Raw genomic sequence first — 16961 nt, 5'->3', positions numbered from 1 at the left:
AGGTCAATATCCGCTTCGCCGATAATATTCGCCTCGGTCCACCGGCATTCGGCGCGGAGAGGGAGGGTTTTTGATGCTTGCGTTATTGTCTTGCAACGGCGGCGTGGTGACGGAAGGCGACGGCCCGCCGACGCGCCTGCTGGCCGCGACGCTTCACGGCATCCATATTTTCGAGCGCGCGCCCGGCGGGGACTGGCGGCTGACCGGCCGCAAGCTGATCGACCATCATATCAGCGCGCTGGCGCTGGAACCGCGCTCCGGCCTGCTGTTCGCGGGCGGCCATTATGATGCGGGCCTATGGGTCAGCGACGACCGGGGAGAGAGCTGGGCGCCGTGCAACGAGGGGCTGGAAAGCCGCCACATCTATACGCTCGCCGTGCAGCAGCGGCCCGAAGGCGCGGTGCTCTGGCTCGGTACCGAACCGCCGGTGCTCTACAAATCCACCGATCTCGGCCGCAGCTGGCAGGCGCTGCCCGGCATGCTGAAGGTGAAGAACACCGATAAATGGACCTTCCCGCCCCCGCCCCATGTCGCCCATGTGAAGAACATCGCCTTCCACCCGGCCCGTCCCGACGACATCTATATCTGCATCGAGCAGGGCGCGCTGCTGAAATCGGCCGACGGCGGCGAGAGCTGGGACGAGGTCACCGGCTATGAATCGGGCGAGGATTTCTTCTACAACGACAATCATCGCGTGCTCTTCCGCCCGTCCGACCCCGACGATTTCCTGATGAACGGAGGCGAGGGGCTGTATCGCTGCCGCCATGGGCAATGGACGCACCTGACCACGCGCGACGATCGCATCGGCTATCCCGACGCGATGTTCCTCGACCCGCGCGACGAAAACGGCGTCATCATGGGCGGGCCCCAGAATGCGCCGCGCAAATGGCGCGAGCAGGATGTGCCGATGGCCGACCCGACCGTGCTCTACAGCGCGGATGGCGGCGAGACATGGGCGCCGCTCGGCACCGGCCTGCCGAAGATCACCGGCAATATCGAGGCGATGGGCATGCATGTGCGGCCCGATGGCTTCAGCCTCTATGCCGGGACCGCCACCGGCGAGATATTCCACAGCGACGATTGCGGCGCGCACTGGTCGCTGCTGGCCGATCGGCTGCCGCCCATTTCCAAGGGCGGGCATTATCGCTGGTTCCTGTCGGACGAGCGGCGGGCCGAGATCGAGGCGGAGCTGAAGCAGCAGGAAATCGCCGCGCAAGGCTGAGCGGCAGGAAAAGGATCATCATGGCTACGAATCTGAAAATCGGCGCGGATCGCCCCCGAATCGAAAGCAGCGCCGACGCGCTGGCCCACATCCGCGCGCTGCTGCCCGGCATCGCCGAACGGGCGCGAGGCGTCGATGCGGACCGCCGCGTGCCGGAAGAGACCATCGCCGAAATCAAGGCGACCGGCCTGTTCAACATCGTCACCCCGCGCGAACTGGGCGGCAGCGAGCTGGGCTTCGCCGATCTGGTGCGCGTCACCGCCGAGATCGCCGCCGTGTGCGGCTCGACCGGCTGGGTCTATGGCGTGCTGGCGGGGCACAGCTGGCTGCTCAACCTGTTCCCGGCACAGGCGCAGGAGGATGTGTTCGCCGATCCCGACGCGCTGATCGCCACCGTGTTCCGGCTGGGCGGCACGGTGGAGGCGGTCGAGGGCGGCTATCGCCTGACCGGCGGGGACGGCCGCTTCTGTTCCGGCATCGACTTCGCCGACTGGGTGATCATCGGCAACGGGGTGACGCGCGCCGACGGCAGCTTCGAACCGCGCTTCTTCGTCGTGCCCCGGTCCGACATAGAGGTGGTGGACGACTGGTTCACCATCGGCATGCGCGGCACCGGCAGCCGCACCATCCGCATCGCCGACGCGTTCATCCCGGCCCATCGCTCGGTGGCGCTCGCCGACATGCTGAGCGGCAATTCCCCCGGCGCGCAGCGGCACGAACGCGCCGTCTATCACATGCCCTTCGCCGACATCGCGCCCTTCTCCATCATCGGCGCGCCGATCGGCATGGCGAAGGGCGCGATCGCCGCCTTCGCCCGGCAGCTGGGCGAACGGCTCGACGGCGCGGGCGATGTCGAGATCGGCGAGCAGGCGGCGACCTATGCGCGCATCGCCGAGGCGGCGGCGGATGTGGACGCGGCGCTGGCGCTGGTCGTCAGCGATGCCGAGGCGATCGACCGCGCGCGCACCCCGGCGGACATCACCCCGCTGGAACGGGCGCGCATCCCGCGCGACTGGGCATGGGCGGCGCAGACCTCGCGCTATGCCGCGTCGCGCATCTTCGAGGCATCGGGCGGCACCGGCATCTATGACGGCCATGCGCTCCAGCGGGTGTGGCGCGACGTCAACAGCGCCGCGCAGCATTTCGCCTTCACCTGGGACACGGCGATGGCGAGCTTCGGCCGCGCCGCCTGCGGCCTCAAGCCGTCCGAGTTCACGCTGCGCAACCGGCGCAAATAGCAGCGGCGCGGCGCGGAAGGGGCGGCACCGGATACGCCGGATTTTCGCCCTTTTTCTGTTCCCGCTTTCCAAATTGAGGAATTTTGCCTACATCATTGTCATACAACACCATATAGAGACTGAAAGTGGCAACCAAATTGGAAAAGCAGCCCGCAGACGCCGTTCCCTCGGTCATCGCCGGCAAATTGCGCACCCTGATCGCCTGCGGCCATTATTCCCCCGGCATCCGGCTGGGGCAGACCGAACTGGCCGAGCAATTCTCGGCGAGCCGCGTGCCGGTGCGCGAGGCGCTGAAGCTGCTCTCCGCCGAGGGCGTGGTCGAGCATGACCCCAATCGCGGCTTCTTCGTCGCCCGCTTTTCCGCCAGCGAAGCCCGCCAATATTTCCGCCTGCGCGACATGGTGGAGGATGAGCTGTTGAAGACGATCCGCTGGCCGACCGAGGCCGAGCTGGACGATTTCAGGGCCCGCGCCGAGGAGCTGGAGCGCCTGCTCAACGAGGGCAACCGGGCGGAATGGTGGTCGAGGCATCAGGATTTCCATCATGCGCTGTTCGACCTTTCGCCCAACAAGATCATGGTGCGCGAGGCGATGCGCTACTGGTCGCTGACGGATCGCTACCGCGCGCTGGTGCCGCTGCCGCGCCGCGCCTCGACCGCGCGCACCATCGTCAACAAGGCCGACCTCGTCGCCGCGCTGGCGCAGCAGGACACCAAGAAGCTGCTGAAGGTCCGGGCCAACAGGCGGCGCGCCTTCGAGGAGGAGGTGCTGTCCATCCTGGAGGACCGGGGACTGTAAGCGCCCCCTACAGGCCGTAGATGCGCGCGACATTGGCCTGAAGCAGCCGCTCGCGGATGTCGGCGGGGAAGCCGGCGACGGCGGCCCGGCCGCTCGCCGCCAGATCCTCATAGCCGCCCCTGGACTGGGTGACGTCCGATCCCCACAGCAGCCGGTCCGCCCCGAACAGCGCGAGATAGGCGTCCAGCACTCGCCCCGCGTCGATCCCCCGCTCGGCCAGATCGTTGAGCGGGATGGCGGTGAATTTCAGCGCAACTGAGCCACGCTCGCTGATCCGCCGCACCGGCGCATCGATGCCGCACTCGGTCGCGCTCTGAATCGGCGCGTTGGTCAGATGGTCGATGACCAGATGGGCGACCGGGTGGCGATCCAGCAGGCTTTCCAGCCGCTCCAGCCCCTCCTCGCGATTCCAGCCGAAAAAGTGGACGCAGACCGGCAGCGCGCAGTCCACCGCCGCCCGCCAGAAGCCGCCGGCATGCTCGCCGTCCAGCCAGCCGAAGCTCCGCTCGCCCAGCCGCGCCATCAGCCGGACGCCCGCCGCGCCTTCCTCGCGCAGCCGCCGGACGGCGGCGCCGCAGCCGGGATCGGCGGCATCGACGCCGCACACCGCCTTCAGCCTGCCGCCGCTGGCCCCGGCGGCGGCGAGGATATAGCGATTGTCGAAACCATAGATCTGGCCGCGCTGCACCAGCAGCGCCTTGCCCACCCCCGCGCCGTCCATTTCGCGCAACAGCCTTTCCGCCGTGAACGGATCCCGCAACCGCGCCGCGACCGCGGGATCGGCGGCGTCCATGGCCGGAAACGCCGCCAGATCGTCCGAAATCACATGCGCGTGGGAATCATACATTGAGCCTACCCCCTTGTCCTTCAACCTGCTTTTCTATTATGGTATTCATTATTGTTATACAATAGTGAATGATTCTTTTCCGAGGGGAGGCAAAACCCGCATGGTACCGGCATTTTTCAGCCTCCGTCCCGCCGCCGCCCCTTTTGGGCTTGTCAGCGAAGAGCGGAAATGCTGAATATTAAATTGTTAGGCATTATAGTCATAGCAAACTGAGGGGATCAAAGGTGCCGTCCACGACGCGGTCGCTCGCCATCGGCGGGGCAATATTGGGCAATCTCGTCGACGGCTACGGCGTCGTCGCCGTCGCCTTCATCGGCAAGGCGATCGAGCGGGTGTGGAACCTCGATCCCGCAATGCTGGGGCTGGTCTTCGCTTCCGGCCCGGCGGGGATGATGCTCGGTTCGCTTGTCATATCGCCCTTCGCCGACCGGTTCGGGCGGCGCAAGGTCACGCTCGCCTCGCTGCTGCTGGTGGCGCTCGGCATGTTCGGCGCGGCGGCGGCGGCCAATGTCACGCAACTGCTGGCGATGCTGCTGCTGACCGGCCTCGGCATCGGCGGCGTGCTCGCCACGCTCAACACGGTGGTGGCCGAAATCGCGCCGCCCGACCGGCGCAACACGGTGATGGCGATCTTCTCGGCGGGCTATCCGCTCGGCTCGACGCTGGCGGGCGGCCTCGCCATCGGCCTGATGATGACGCATGGCTGGCAGATCGTCTTCCTGCTCGGCGGCGCGCTGGCGCTGCTGGTGTTCCTCGTCAACCTCTTCACCCTGCCGGAACCGGCGGCGCGGGAAAACGGCGCGGCCGGGCCGCGCCCGCCAGCCACCATGCGCGCCCAATTGTTCGGCGAGACGCAGCGCGGCAACACCATCGCCATCTGCCTCGCCTTCTTCCTCAACATGATCAGCTTCTATTTCATCCTGCTGTGGACCGCGCGCCTCACCGTCTCGCTCGCGGTGCCGGAACAGGTCGGGGCGACGGCGATGACCATCGTCAACATCGGCAGCCTGATAGGGCCGCTGCTGTTCGGGCTGCTGGCCGACCGGCTCGGCCTCGTGCGCATCGCCAGCGTCTATTTCCTCGCCTTCAGCCTCGCGATCGCGCTGTTCGCCGGGACGACCGACGCCCTGTGGACGATCTACGCCGCCTCCGCCCTCGTCGGGCTGGTGATGGCGGGCGCGATGACCAGCCTCTATGCCAGCACGCCGCTGCTGTTCCCGGCGGAGGTGCGCGCGGCGGGCACCGGCCTGGCCATCGGCATCGGGCGGCTGGGCGCCACCGCCGGGCCGATCCTCGCGGGGCTGGCGCTGCAATTCGGCGCCGGGCGCTCCGGCCTCTACCTGCTGTTCGCGATACCGCCGCTGCTGGTCGCGTTCATCCTCTTGAGCGGGCGGATCAGGCCCGCCGTCACCTTGAAGCCCAGGGAGGCCTGATATGGGAGATTTACCGGTACGCGCCGCCGTCAAGGTGGACGTGGAGAAAACCGAGATCCGCGAATTCGAACGCCCCCGCATCGGCGCGGACGACGGTCTGCTGCGGGTGGAGGCGTCCGGCGTGGGCGGCAGCGACCCGGAAATGTACCGCAAGCCCGACAGCGCGCCCTGCATCATGGGGCATGAGAATGTCGGCATGGTCGAGGCATTGGGCGAGAACGCCGCCCGCCGCTGGGGGCTGAAGCCGGGCGACCGCATCGCCCTGCACGAATATCTGCCCTGCTGGCACTGCCACTGGTGCCGCCAGGGCGATTTCCGCCTGTGCATGGAGGCGGACTTCTTCAACGTGAAGGACCAGTTCAACACGCTGCGCTACGGCACCTGCAACGCCGATCATGCGCCGCATCTCTGGGGCGGCAATGCGCACTATATGTATCTCGCGCCCAATGCCGTCATCCACAGGATCCCCGCCGACATGGACGCGCGCCATGCGACGCTGGCCGTGCCGCTGGGCAATGGCGTGCAATGGGCGGTGCTGGACGGCGGCGCGGGGCTGGGCAAGACGGTGCTGGTCTACGGCCCCGGCCAGCAGGGACTGGGCTGCGCGCTGGCGGCCAAGGCGGCGGGCGCGGCGAAGGTCATCCTCTGCGGCATGACGCGCGACCGCGCCCGGCTCGACCTCGCGCCGCGCCTCGGCGCCGATATCGCGGTCGATGTGGAGCAGGAGGATCTGGAAGCGATCGTCATGCGCGAAACCGGCGGCCGGGGCGTCGACGTGGTGGTGGACACCACCGGCGACCCGACCGGCGCGATCGCCGCGCAGGCCGTCGCCCTCGCGGCCAAGGGGGCGTGGCTCAACCTCAACGGCCTGCGCCAGCAGATCCCGATCGGCGAGATCAAGAAACGCTATCTGACGGTGCGCGCGCCGCGCGGCCACAGCTATCGCTCGGTGGAGCTGGCGTTGCAGCTGATCGGGTCGGGCCGCTGGCCGGTCGACCTGCTGTGCAGCCACGATTTCGGCCTCGACCAGGTCCACGACGCGATTCTCGCCACCGCCGGGCGCGGCATGGAGGGCGCGATCCACGTCACCGTCAGCCCATGGCGAGACGCTTGACACATGCCCAGCTTTTCGGTGTGAACGTCGCATGACATCGCACGCCAGCATCGCCGCCGCTCCCGCCCCGGAAGGGGCCTTGTCCGACCGCATCGTGGACATCATCCGCCGGTCTATCCTGCGCGGCATGATGCTGCCCGGCCAGCACCTGACCCAGACCGGCCTTGCGGAGGACTATGCGATCAGCAAGGTGCCGGTGCGCGAAGCGCTCAAGCAGCTGCACGCCGAAGGGCTGCTCCAGCACGACCGCAACCGGGGCTATTTCGTCGCGAAGCTCTCCCGCTCGGAGGCGATGGAGCTGTACCGGATGCGCCGCTGGCTGGAGGGAGAGCTGCTCCGCACCGCGCGCTGGCCCACCAAGGCGGAGCTGAAGCGCATCAAGGGCTGCTTCGACATCATTTCCCGGCCCCGCACCCTCGCCAATCGGGAAAACTGGATGGAGGCCCTCACCCAGGCGCGGGAGCTGATGTTCGGCCTGTCGCCGCACAAGACGCTGCTGCGCGAGGCGATGCGGCTGTGGACGCTGACCGACCGGTTCCGGGCGCTGCTGCCCGACGATGCGTCGGTGACCGGCGAGAAGGCGATGTACGACGCGCTCGTCGCGCAGGATCGCGACGCGCTGCTCGCCGCCTATGAGAAGGACCGCGACAGGATCGAGCAGCTGCTGAGCGAGATGTTCGACATGATGCCGGGCTACTGGGCCGCCGACTGACCGCCGGGCTTCGCGCCCCGGCTGACGCTGCACAGGCCGGTCAGCGCGGTGAGTGCGGCCAGCAGATAGAAGGAGCCGCCGCTGGCGATCGCCCCGGCCGACAATACCGTCCCGGCGAGGATCGCGCCCATGCTCTGCCCGGTCAGCCGCGCGGTCGAGATCAGGCTGCCGGCCGAGGCGGCGCGGTCGCGCGGCGAATGGGCGAGGATGAGCCGCGCGTTCGACGCGGTGAAGCAGGCGAAGCCGAACGCGCACAGCGCCAGCCGCCAGTAGAAATCGGCCGCGCCGCCCCGGTCCATCTCCGCCAGCAGGCACAGCGCGAGCGTCGCCACCGCCATGCCCACCGTGCCGATCAGCCGCGCCGGTATCCGGTCGCTGAGCAGGCCCACGACCGGCGCCACCACCAGCGTGGTCAGCGGCCAGATCGACATGATGAGCCCGATCTGCGGCGTGGTGAAGCCGTGCAGCATCTCCAGCCGGAAGGGCAGCATGACGATCACCGCCATGCTCGCCATGAAGCACAGCACCGATCCCAGCGCGGACAGGCCCAGCACCGGCTGGCGCAGCAGGTCGACGGGGATGACGGGCCGTTCCCTGCGGCTTTCGCGGCGATAGAGGTTCAGGCCGAGCAGGATCGCCCCGGCGAGCAGCGCGACCCGCGCGACCGGATCGAAGCCGACATTGCCGTCCATCGCCCCGAACAGCATCGCCATGGTGCAGCCGTAGAGCAGCGCGGCGCCGAAATCGAAGCTGCCGCTGCGCCGGACCGGATCGGGCATGCTGCGCGACAGCAGCAGCGCGGCGAGCGCAAAAGGTACCGCGCTCGCAAAGACCATCGGCCAGCGCGCATAGGCGAGGATGGCCCCGCCCAGCGTCGGCGCGACCGAGGTGAAGACCGATACGATCATGCTGTTGAGCGCGAGGCCGCGCCCCAATATCCGCGCCGGATACACCTCCCGCAGCAGGGCGGAGGACACGCTGAGCGAGAGGGAGGCGCCGATCGCCTGCGCGAACCGCAGCATCAGCAGCGGGATCAGCCCCTTGACGAAGAAGCAGAGCAGCACCGAAACCGTCAGCAGCGACAGGCCGAAGCGGTAGACCGCGCGATAGCCGAGCCGGTCGCCCAGCGCCGCCATCGGGATCAGGCTGACGACGGCGACGAGCTGGTAGATGGTGACGACATGCACGGAGCTGGACGGGCTGATGCCCAGATCGCGGGTGATGGTCGGCAGCGCGACGGCGACGACCGCCCCGTCGAGAACGATCGCGGCGGTGGAAAGGCAGAGCCCGGCTATCGCCCAGTAGCGCCGGGGAACGGGCAGGCCCTCCTGCCCTTCGGGCGGCGCGTCCCGTGCACTGTTTCCGCTGACGCCGCCTTCCCGCACTCTCTTCCGCTCCCTGCCGTCGGCCTCCCCCTAACCGGCCCGCCGCGTCGCCGCAATGGAGGGAGGCTCAGAACATGCCGTGCCGGTTCGCGCTTTCTTCCGGCACCGGCTGCAACACGTCCCAATGCTCGATCACCTTGCCGTCCCGCACCCGGAAGATGTCGACCGCGGCGATCCCCTTCTCCCCCGGCTTGCGGACGATATGATGATGGACCACGCCCAGCTCGCCCTCGACGATGATGTTGCGGATGGTGCGCCTGGGAACGCCGCTCGACCAGTCGCGCTTGTCGAGATAGTCGATGATCGACTGGCGGTCGCCCGCCACATTGGGATCATGGTCGATCACGTCCGGGCTGAAATAGGCGAGCACCGCTTCCTTCGGCTTGCGCTCGTCTATCCCCATTTTCTCGAAGGCTTCGATCACCTCGCGGGTGCCGAGCGCGCGCTGTTCCACCGCCGCATAATGGGCGGCGCTGCGCGGGCCGGCCGAGGAGGTCGTCCAGAAGGTAAGCGCGACCGGCGCGGCGATGCCGGCCATGATCGCGAGCAGATGGGTGCCGGTCCGCATGATTTTCTCCGTCCTTTAAGTCAGTTTCCCCTCACCCCGCACGGACCATGCCGCCGTCGACATGCAGATTCTGCCCGGTGATGAATTCCGCGCCGTCGGTGCACAGGAACAGCAGCGCGCCGGTCAGGTGGCGCGGCTCCATCACGTGGGGGATGGGCTGCATCTGCGCGATCATCTGGAACATCTCCTCGCTGATCGCGCCGTCGGCGCCCGGCGTGCGCACCGGATTGGGGGCGATGGCGTTGACGGTGATGTTATATTTGCCGAACTCGGTCGCCGCCGCGCGCGTCAGCCCCACCACCCCGGCCTTGCTCGCCACATAGGGCGCGCCGTTGGGCGGCGCGGTGTTTGCCGAGGAGGAGGAGATGTTGACGATCCGGCCCCAGCCATTTTCCTTCAGCTGCGGCAGGAACGCCTGCATCGTCAGGAACATCGCGTCGAGATTGACCGCCATGGTCTTGCGCCAATAGGCGAGGCTGAGCTGTTCGAACGGCATCGGGTCGGGGTGCAGCCCGGCATTGTTGACCAGGATATGCGCGGGCCCGAACGCCTCGCGGCAGGCCTGGGCGAGCGCGGCGACATGATCGTCCGCGCTGATGTCGCCGACGACGCCGATCGCCCGTCCGCCCGCCGCGGTCACGCTGGCCGCCGTCTCGTCGCAGGGCAGGATATCGGCCGCGACCACCGCCGCGCCCTCGGCGGCGAGCGCGCGCACCATCTCCGCGCCGATGCCCCTGGCTGCCCCGGTGACGACAGCGACTTTTCCTTCCAGCGATTTCATGGTCTCTCCACCCGTTTTCTATCGGAGCGGGATATCATCCACCTCCGAAAATTGTCTACAGAAAAATTATACTATTTTGCGAGATGCAAGCCGCCAGCGGGGCCATGCACCGGCGCTATTCGGCCGCGACGGTCGCCCTGTCCGGCCCGCCCGGTCCGCCCTGCCCGGCCGCCCTTTCCTCTTCCGCGATCAGCTGCGCCAGCAGGCGGCGGGCCGAAACCGGCGCCGCGTCGGTCGCCAGCAGGATCGGGTGCAGCTCGTTGATGTCGCTCACCGCCCCCATGCGCCGCTGTACCTTCTCGATCATCGGCTCGTCCTGCCGCGCGAAGGCGAGGTCGAAGAAATCGAGCAGCGCCTTGTCGACCTCGGGATCGTCGCGACGCCGGTTGCGGCCGTTGACGAAGAAATAATGCGAGGTGAATTCGGTTTCCGGCGTGATGAAATGCAGCTGCGGGATATGCGCGCCTTCCTCCTTCGGCGTATCCACGACCCAGCTGCCCGCCGCGAAATCCAGCATCGCGGGCGGATGCCAGGTCATCGTGGATTCGGTGTGCACCGGCATATCCGCATCGAAGCCGAACAGCGCCTGGCTGGCGGCGGGGGCGGCCAGTCCGCTCCGCATCCGGTGGTTGACGATCGACCGGTCCCGCCGCTCCAGCTTCTGCGTCGTCGCGGCCAGCAATTCCTCGATGCTGTACTGCCCGCCCGCGAATTGCGGGTGGATATAGGCGGCATGGCTGAGGTCCAGCAGATTGTCGACCACCAGTTCATAATGGCCGCGCACATGCAGCAGGCCCTTGACGACGCTATATTCTTCCGGCCGTTCGAGAAACTCGACGCGCGGCAGCGCCTCCGGCCGGGCCAGTTCCGGGTCGCCCGGCCAAAGCCAGAGGATGCCGTATTTCTCCAGCACCGGCCAGGACCGCACCGACGCGGCCTTCAGCGGGCCGCCGCCCTTCATGTGCGGATTGTGCGTGCAGGCGCCGGTGCGGTCGAAGCGCAGGCCGTGATAGGGGCACTGGATGGTATCGCCCACCACCTGCCCGGAGGAAAGCGGCGCGAAACGGTGGGGGCAGCGATCCTCCAATATCGCGGCCCGGCCCGCCTCGTCGCGGAACAGCACGACATGATGGCCGAGCAGCTGCCGTTCGAGCGGAGTGTCGCCCACCTCGTCCGCATAGGCCGCCGCGTACCAGCAGTTCCGCAGATATTTCAGCATCTTCGCACCCGATTCCTGTCCTTTTCCCGTTTCTTCTCGCGCCAGATTGTTATATTAAATCGTATAACATTGTCAAGAAGCGGCGATTGATCCACTATCATATTGACTAACCATTTTGCAGATTATAGCCCTGCCTGAGACAAGGCCATTAAAACAGGGATATGGACGGGGAGTGATGACCGCAATGCAGAAAACCGCCATCGTCACCGGCGCGGCGACCGGGCTCGGCGCCGCCTATGCGCGGCGGCTGGCGCAGGACGGCTTTCGCGTCGCCCTGGTCGACATCGGCCCGACCGACGCCGTCGCCGCGCAGATAGAGGCGGCGGGGGGCAAGGCGCGCGGCTATGCCTGCGACCTGCGCGATCCCGCGCGGATCGCCGCGACGGTCGAGGCGATCGATGCCGAGATGGGCGGCGGCGACGTGCTGGTGAACAATGCGGGCGTCTATGATTTCACGCCGCACGAAAGCGTCGATCTGGAACTGTGGCGGCGCATCATGTCGCTCAACGTCGACGGCATGTTCCTGATGACACAGGCGGTCATCCCCGGCATGAAGACGAAGGGCTGGGGCCGCATCATCAACGTCGCGTCGAACAGCTGCTTCATTCCGCCCGCCGGCCTGACCGCCTATGTCGCCTCCAAGAGCGCGAGCATCGGTTATGTCCGCGCGCTGGCGGGGGAGTTGGGCCAATATGGCATCACCGTCAACGCCATCGCCCCCGGCCCGACCGTCACCGGCACCACGCGCGGCGCCTTCCCCGACGAGGAAAGCTTCCTTGCCTTCATGCAAGGCTTCGTGAAGGATCAGGCGGTGAAGCAGATCAGCTACCCGGAGCACAGCGCGCCGGTCGTGTCCTTCTTCGCCAGCGAGGGCGCCGCCTTCGTCAGCGGCCAGACCCTCGTCGTGGACGGCGGCCATGCGAAGCATTGAGGCGCGCGCAACAAGGATGCAGCGGACATGACGGCGATAACCCTCGGCGATCTCACCATCCACAAGATCGTCGAGATGGAAAGCGGGCTTCCCATGGCGATGGCGCTGCCCGGCGTCACCACGGCCGACCTCGCCCGGTTGCGCGGCTGGTATCGGGACGAGAGCCTGACGGCGAACCCGGCCGCGTCCGCCTTCACGCTCAGCGTGCACAGCTATCTGCTCCGCATCGGCGGCAAGACGGTGCTGATCGACAGCTGCAACGGCAACGGCAAGGACCGGTCGATCCCCTTCGCCCACCGGCTGGACACGTCCTGGCTCGACCGGCTGCGCGCGCTGGGGGTGGAACCGGAGGATGTCGACATGGTGATGTGCACCCATCTGCACGCCGACCATGTCGGCTGGAACACCCGGCGCGAGGGCGACCGCTGGGTGCCGACCTTCTCCAATGCCCGCTACATATTGGGGCGCAGGGACCATGCCTTCTTCAGCGAGCAGGAGCATGAGGCGTTCCACCGCGAGGCCTATCTCGATTCGGTGCTGCCGGTGGTGGAGGCCGGGCAGGCCGATATCGTCGATGAGGACAGCCTGGTGCACGGCGAGATCGGCAACGGCCTCTGGCTGCGCCCGGCCTTCGGTCATTCGCCCGGCTGCTGCATGGTAGAGGCGCGGCAGGGCGGCCCTTCCGCGCTGTTTTCCGGCGACGTCCTCCATCATCCGGTGCAGCTGGTGCGGCCCGACCTTCCCTTCTTCGCCGACTGGGACGGCGCGCTGGCAGCCCAAGTCCGCACCGCCTTGCTGAACGAGATCGCGGACAGCGACACGGTGCTGCTGCCCGCCCACTTCCGCGGGCGCTCGGCGGGCCATGTGGAGCGCGACGGCGATGCCTTCCGCTTCCGTTTCCTGCCGGAATAGGGGATCAGAAAGGCTGCCTGCCGTTCCAGCGCACCACCTCGCGCTTCTCGAACAGCCAGCCCGCGCCGGTGCGCACGCAATGGCTGACATAATATCCCATCGCGCGCAGATGGACATTGCCGCCCGCCGCGTCGCTTTCCGGCATCAGATAATAGCTGTAGATGCGGCACCGCTCGCCGTCATAGTCGCGGAACACATGATGGTCCGACAGATGCTGCCAGCCGCTGTCCCCGCGCATCTCCGCCGCCGTGGCGAGGAATGCCGCGAAGCCGGTGCGGCCGGTGGCGAGCGTCTTGCCGAAAACCTCCAGCACGCCGTCGGGCGTGAAGGTCGCCGCCAGCGCATCTGCCATGCCGGTGTCATAGGCCCAGGCATAGCGGGCCATCAGTTCGATCATGTCCAGCCGGTCCTCCGCCGGAACGGAGGCCCGCGCCCGTCCGCCCGCCGGGACGGCGGGGGCAGCGGCATCGGCCGAGGCGGCGAGGCCGATCAGCGGCAGTCCGGTGGCGCCCAGCGCCAGGTCCCGGCGGGTGAAGGATGAAGGGCTGGTCATGGCTAATCCTCCCGAAACGGATCAGGGGCGGGGCGGCAGGCCCGCGCCGAAGGGCAGCGGATGGGCGATATACTGGCCGATCATCACCAGCATCCAGCCGAGCATGACCGCGCCCAGCAGGATTGCCGCCACGCCGATCACTGGCCGGACCGGCCGGACGATCGACTGGAGCCTGTCGGCCAGATTGGGCGCGTCGGGCGGCAGCGGCGCCCCGTCGGCGGCGCGCAGCACCAGCATCGGACGATAGCTCTCCAGATGGACGAGCAGCAGATAGAGGTTGAGCGCCAGCGACCCAGCGCCCATCACCATGCCGCGCAGATGGGCGACGAAGAACACGTCGACGATGAAAACGGAAATGGTGATCGGCAGCACCGCCACCAGCATCAGGGGCGTCAGCAGGTTGAGCAGCAGCGCGATGCCGGTCAACAGTTCTATGCCCTTGACCATGTGGAACATGATGCCGTTCTCTATCATCGCCCCCACCACATCGGGCGGCGGCGCCATATGGGCGAAGTCCGAGATGCTGGGATAGGGGGTGATGATCTTGAACCACCAGTTGAGGCCGTTCAGCGTGTAGATGATCCCCATCAACAGCCGCGCGGCGACAGCCATTTTCTCCGTCATGCCATGCCCCTCACTCCCCTGCTCCGCCTGTCCCGGCCGCCGCCCGCGGGGCGGGCCGGGACAGGCGGAAGGCCGATCAGAAGGTCAGCCGCAGCCGGGCGCCATAGGTGCGCGGCGCGCCGATCTGCCCCACCACCGCGTCGCGCAGGTTATCCGACACGACGCCGCCCGAATAATAGACCTTGTTGCCGATATTCTTGACATAGCCGGTCAGCGTGACCGCCTTGCCCGGCGACACCCATTGCAGCGACGCGTCATAGACCTGATAGGCCGTCTGCCGCTCGATCGGCACGAAGTCGTTGGTCAGCCAATAGCTGGAGGTGAAGCGCATCTGCGCGTTGAAGCTCAGCTCGCCCATCGAATCCGCCAGCGGTATCGCCTGGTCGAACGACACATGGCCGGACCATTTGGGCGCGCGGACCAGTTGCTCCCCGCTATTGTCGATCGGCCCCGCCAGCGTGTCCACGATATAGGTGTTGTACTTGTTGTCGTTATATTCGACCTCGGCGGAAAGCTGCGTCGTCGGCGTGATCTGCGCCGCGACGGAGACGTCCGCGCCATAGAGCCGCGCACTCGCCGCGTTCTTGGTCAGCAGGATGACGCTGCCCGGAACGGAGCCGAAGCCGAGGAAGGTTTCCTGCTTGTCGGTATAATCCCAGTAGAAGCCCTCGATGTTCAGCTGCAGCCGGTTGTCCATGAAGCGGCTCTTGAGCCCGGCGGTATAGGCGGTGAGCTTTTCGGGCTTGTAGCTGTTGCTGGGCGCGATGTCGTTGTAGAAGCCGCCCGCCTTGAAGCCGGTCGCGACCGTCGCATACACCATGACCTGCGGGGCGACGTCATATTCGGCCCCGGCGCGGAAATTCACCGCCTTGTCGATCCGCCGCCCGCTGATGTCGGACGCGCCCGGCAGGTCCGCGATCGATCCGGTGATGGGCAGCGGGAATTCCGGGATCGGCCCGAACACCGGCGCGGTCGCCCCGCTCACGGTCTTCTTCTCCCAGGTGTAGCGGACGCCGCCGATCAGCCGGAAGCTGTCGCTGAGGCTGGCATTGGCCTCGCCGAACACCGCCCAGGTATCGTCGTTGCGCTCCGGCGCATAGGTCGGCAGCGCGAAGGTCGGCAGGATCTTGCTCTGATATTTGTCGTCGGCATCCTCGCGCGAGGCGAAGGCGCCGACGACCCAGCGCACCGCCGCGCCGTCCGCGGAGGAGAGCCGCCCCTCTATCGCATATTGGTCGCTCTTCATCTTGTTCCAGGTCGGCACGACCAGCGCCGCATAGGCGAGGTTCTCGAACCGGGCGCCGACATAGCTGGGGATCAGCGTCAGCGTGCCCCAGTCGAAGCGATGCTCGAAATTGACCGACAGGTTGAAGATGTCGATATCCTGGAACCCGTCGGTCCGGGGCTGCGTCACGCCGTCGGGGTTGGTCGCGGCGATGCGCGCCAGCGTTTGCGGATCGGTCGGCCCGGCCCACGGGTCGGATGGCACGGGAACGCTGGTCAGCGGCGGGGTGTCGCCGAACCGCCGCGCGATGACGCCCGCGTCGCTCTTGCCGCCGAGATGCGAATAGCCCGCCGTCACCAGCATCGACGTGTCGCCGCTGGCGATCAGCAGATGGGCACGGACGCTCTGCTTGATGTCGTCGCCATAGCCGTCGGAAAGATAGCCCTGCCGGTCCGTCACCTGACCGGCGACGCGCAACGCGACCACATCGCTGAGCGCGACGTTGAACGCGCCGGTGACGCGCTGGTTGCCGTAATTGCCGATCTCGACCTCGCCATAGCCGCTGGTGTCGAACCGGGGCTTGGCGGTGACGAGGTTGATCGCGCCGGACGACGCGTTGCGGCCGTAGAGCGTGCCCTGCGGCCCCTTCAGCACCTCGATGCGGTCGAGGTCGAAGAAGGCGCCCGACGCCTCGTAGGATTTGGGGAAATAGACGCCGTCGACGTTGATCGCCACCGCCGGGTCGGTCGCCGAGTTGATCGTGCGGTCGCCGACGCCGCGAATGGAGATCTGCAACTGCGGGCCGTTCGTCGCGATGGTGAGGCCGGGCGCCAGATTCTGGATCGCCGCCGCATTGTCCACCCCGCTGCGGACCAGTTCGTCGGCGGAAATCGCGGTGATCGCCCGCGATTCCTTCTGCACGCTGACCGCACGGCGGGACGCGGTGACGATGATGTCCTGCAACCCCTGCGCGCCGGATGCGGCCGCCGGGGCGCCGCTCTCCGCCGACTGGGCGAAAGCCGCGCCGCCCGTCAGGGCCAACGCCATCGCGACCGAAGAAACCAGTGTTGAAGCCTTATAGATTTTGGACATTATATCCCCTCTCCGCAATCCATCTCAATTATCTGTTATCGATTGACTTGCCGGCCCTGCTTTGGCCTGTCGGTCTGCTTCCCGGATATTTCCCTCATCGCTTCATATCCATGAAAACAGGTCGAAAACCGTGCCGAACAAGGCAGAACTACGGGAACGCCATCCTTGCCGGACATCCGATTCCCCGCTTTGTTGCTCCATGGTACAAATGCCCGCACCGGCAAAGATTGTCTACAAAAAAATTATACAAATTTGAGTACATTTTTCGCTAACATTGCTCCGTAGAGAGACGCGCCACGGGGCGCGGC

The 16961-nt window shown here is 67.0% G+C and carries 16 protein-coding genes; 8 read left to right on the top strand and 8 right to left on the bottom strand.

Annotated features, from left to right (window positions below; genetic code table 11):
- The first annotated feature begins 73 nt into the window (after nt 1–73).
- The 3 genes from GGR43_RS15470 to GGR43_RS15460 all read left to right on the top strand — a co-directional run bounded on the left by GGR43_RS15470 (nt 74) and on the right by GGR43_RS15460 (nt 3257).
- Entirely contained in the window at nt 74–1222 is a 1149-nt protein-coding gene (locus tag GGR43_RS15470; RefSeq protein ID WP_188072888.1) for a WD40/YVTN/BNR-like repeat-containing protein, read from the top strand.
- Nucleotides 1223–1242: 20 nt separating this feature from the next.
- Complete coding sequence (locus GGR43_RS15465) at nt 1243–2460, top strand: acyl-CoA dehydrogenase family protein (RefSeq protein ID WP_188072887.1); 1218 nt, start codon at nt 1243–1245, stop codon at nt 2458–2460.
- 125 nt (nt 2461–2585) lie between these two features.
- The gene (locus GGR43_RS15460; RefSeq protein WP_188072886.1) at nt 2586–3257 is read left to right on the top strand and encodes a GntR family transcriptional regulator; all 672 of its coding nucleotides are present in this window, start codon (nt 2586–2588) and stop codon (nt 3255–3257) included.
- Nucleotides 3258–3264: 7 nt separating this feature from the next.
- On the opposite strand, the gene GGR43_RS15455 is transcribed toward GGR43_RS15460, so the two are convergent.
- Nucleotides 3265–4104, bottom strand: a complete 840-nt coding sequence (locus tag GGR43_RS15455) for an amidohydrolase family protein (RefSeq protein ID WP_188072885.1) — start codon at nt 4102–4104, stop codon at nt 3265–3267.
- Between the two features lie 224 nt (nt 4105–4328).
- On the opposite strand from GGR43_RS15455, the gene GGR43_RS15450 reads away from it, so the two are divergent.
- The 3 genes from GGR43_RS15450 to GGR43_RS15440 are packed head-to-tail and all read left to right on the top strand — an operon-like array spanning nt 4329 to nt 7363.
- Nucleotides 4329–5537: an MFS transporter gene (locus tag GGR43_RS15450; RefSeq protein ID WP_188072884.1), complete on the top strand. Its 1209-nt coding sequence runs from the start codon at nt 4329–4331 to the stop codon at nt 5535–5537.
- 1 nt (nt 5538) lies between these two features.
- Nucleotides 5539–6651, top strand: coding sequence for a zinc-dependent alcohol dehydrogenase (locus GGR43_RS15445; RefSeq protein WP_188072883.1), 1113 nt, complete (start codon nt 5539–5541; stop codon nt 6649–6651).
- 31 nt (nt 6652–6682) lie between these two features.
- On the top strand, nt 6683–7363 hold the full coding sequence (locus tag GGR43_RS15440; protein WP_188072882.1) for a GntR family transcriptional regulator: 681 nt from the start codon (nt 6683–6685) through the stop codon (nt 7361–7363).
- Here GGR43_RS15440 and GGR43_RS15435 read toward each other — a convergent pair.
- The 4 genes from GGR43_RS15435 to GGR43_RS15420 all read right to left on the bottom strand — a co-directional run bounded on the left by GGR43_RS15435 (nt 7345) and on the right by GGR43_RS15420 (nt 11316).
- Nucleotides 7345–8748, bottom strand: coding sequence for an MFS transporter (locus tag GGR43_RS15435; RefSeq protein ID WP_188072881.1), 1404 nt, complete (start codon nt 8746–8748; stop codon nt 7345–7347). The two genes, GGR43_RS15440 and GGR43_RS15435, sit on opposite strands and share 19 nt — an antisense overlap.
- A gap of 67 nt (nt 8749–8815) precedes the next feature.
- Complete coding sequence (locus GGR43_RS15430) at nt 8816–9316, bottom strand: nuclear transport factor 2 family protein (RefSeq protein WP_188072880.1); 501 nt, start codon at nt 9314–9316, stop codon at nt 8816–8818.
- 31 nt (nt 9317–9347) lie between these two features.
- Nucleotides 9348–10097 carry an SDR family NAD(P)-dependent oxidoreductase gene (locus tag GGR43_RS15425; RefSeq protein ID WP_188072879.1) on the bottom strand — a complete coding sequence of 250 codons (750 nt, stop codon included), beginning with the start codon at nt 10095–10097 and terminating at the stop codon, nt 9348–9350.
- Nucleotides 10098–10212: 115 nt separating this feature from the next.
- Nucleotides 10213–11316: an aromatic ring-hydroxylating dioxygenase subunit alpha gene (locus tag GGR43_RS15420; protein WP_188072878.1), complete on the bottom strand. Its 1104-nt coding sequence runs from the start codon at nt 11314–11316 to the stop codon at nt 10213–10215.
- A gap of 175 nt (nt 11317–11491) precedes the next feature.
- Here GGR43_RS15420 and GGR43_RS15415 point away from each other — a divergent pair, with 175 nt between their 5' ends.
- Entirely contained in the window at nt 11492–12247 is a 756-nt protein-coding gene (locus GGR43_RS15415; RefSeq protein WP_223177474.1) for an SDR family NAD(P)-dependent oxidoreductase, read from the top strand.
- 27 nt (nt 12248–12274) lie between these two features.
- Entirely contained in the window at nt 12275–13159 is an 885-nt protein-coding gene (locus tag GGR43_RS15410) for an MBL fold metallo-hydrolase (RefSeq protein ID WP_188072876.1), read from the top strand.
- 4 nt (nt 13160–13163) lie between these two features.
- Here GGR43_RS15410 and GGR43_RS15405 read toward each other — a convergent pair whose 3' ends face one another.
- The 3 genes from GGR43_RS15405 to GGR43_RS15395 all read right to left on the bottom strand — a co-directional run bounded on the left by GGR43_RS15405 (nt 13164) and on the right by GGR43_RS15395 (nt 16653).
- Nucleotides 13164–13712 (bottom strand): nuclear transport factor 2 family protein, encoded by a 549-nt coding sequence (locus GGR43_RS15405; RefSeq protein WP_188072875.1) that lies wholly within the window; start codon nt 13710–13712, stop codon nt 13164–13166.
- Nucleotides 13713–13733: 21 nt separating this feature from the next.
- Nucleotides 13734–14336 (bottom strand): DoxX family membrane protein, encoded by a 603-nt coding sequence (locus GGR43_RS15400; RefSeq protein WP_188072874.1) that lies wholly within the window; start codon nt 14334–14336, stop codon nt 13734–13736.
- Between the two features lie 76 nt (nt 14337–14412).
- Nucleotides 14413–16653 carry a TonB-dependent receptor gene (locus GGR43_RS15395; RefSeq protein ID WP_188072873.1) on the bottom strand — a complete coding sequence of 747 codons (2241 nt, stop codon included), beginning with the start codon at nt 16651–16653 and terminating at the stop codon, nt 14413–14415.
- Nucleotides 16654–16961 lie beyond the last annotated feature (308 nt).

The sequence above is a fragment of the Sphingobium jiangsuense genome, from assembly GCF_014196495.1.
GTDB classification, from domain to species: Bacteria; Pseudomonadota; Alphaproteobacteria; order Sphingomonadales; family Sphingomonadaceae; genus Sphingobium; species Sphingobium jiangsuense.
This window is presented reverse-complemented; position numbering and strand designations above follow the sequence as displayed.

Excerpts from the sequence above, each read along its gene's own strand:
- GGR43_RS15400 (WP_188072874.1), bottom strand. The coding sequence starts at position 14,336 with ATGACGGAGAAAATGGCTGTCGCCGCGCGGCTGTTGATGGGGATCATC.
- GGR43_RS15410 (WP_188072876.1), top strand. The coding sequence starts at position 12,275 with ATGACGGCGATAACCCTCGGCGATCTCACCATCCACAAGATCGTCGAG.
- GGR43_RS15405 (WP_188072875.1), bottom strand. The coding sequence starts at position 13,712 with ATGACCAGCCCTTCATCCTTCACCCGCCGGGACCTGGCGCTGGGCGCC.
- GGR43_RS15465 (WP_188072887.1), top strand. The coding sequence starts at position 1,243 with ATGGCTACGAATCTGAAAATCGGCGCGGATCGCCCCCGAATCGAAAGC.
- GGR43_RS15440 (WP_188072882.1), top strand. The coding sequence starts at position 6,683 with ATGACATCGCACGCCAGCATCGCCGCCGCTCCCGCCCCGGAAGGGGCC.
- GGR43_RS15445 (WP_188072883.1), top strand. The coding sequence starts at position 5,539 with ATGGGAGATTTACCGGTACGCGCCGCCGTCAAGGTGGACGTGGAGAAA.
- GGR43_RS15395 (WP_188072873.1), bottom strand. The coding sequence starts at position 16,653 with ATGTCCAAAATCTATAAGGCTTCAACACTGGTTTCTTCGGTCGCGATG.
- GGR43_RS15420 (WP_188072878.1), bottom strand. The coding sequence starts at position 11,316 with ATGCTGAAATATCTGCGGAACTGCTGGTACGCGGCGGCCTATGCGGAC.
- GGR43_RS15415 (WP_223177474.1), top strand. The coding sequence starts at position 11,492 with ATGACCGCAATGCAGAAAACCGCCATCGTCACCGGCGCGGCGACCGGG.
- GGR43_RS15455 (WP_188072885.1), bottom strand. The coding sequence starts at position 4,104 with ATGTATGATTCCCACGCGCATGTGATTTCGGACGATCTGGCGGCGTTT.
- GGR43_RS15425 (WP_188072879.1), bottom strand. The coding sequence starts at position 10,097 with ATGAAATCGCTGGAAGGAAAAGTCGCTGTCGTCACCGGGGCAGCCAGG.
- GGR43_RS15430 (WP_188072880.1), bottom strand. The coding sequence starts at position 9,316 with ATGCGGACCGGCACCCATCTGCTCGCGATCATGGCCGGCATCGCCGCG.
- GGR43_RS15470 (WP_188072888.1), top strand. The coding sequence starts at position 74 with ATGCTTGCGTTATTGTCTTGCAACGGCGGCGTGGTGACGGAAGGCGAC.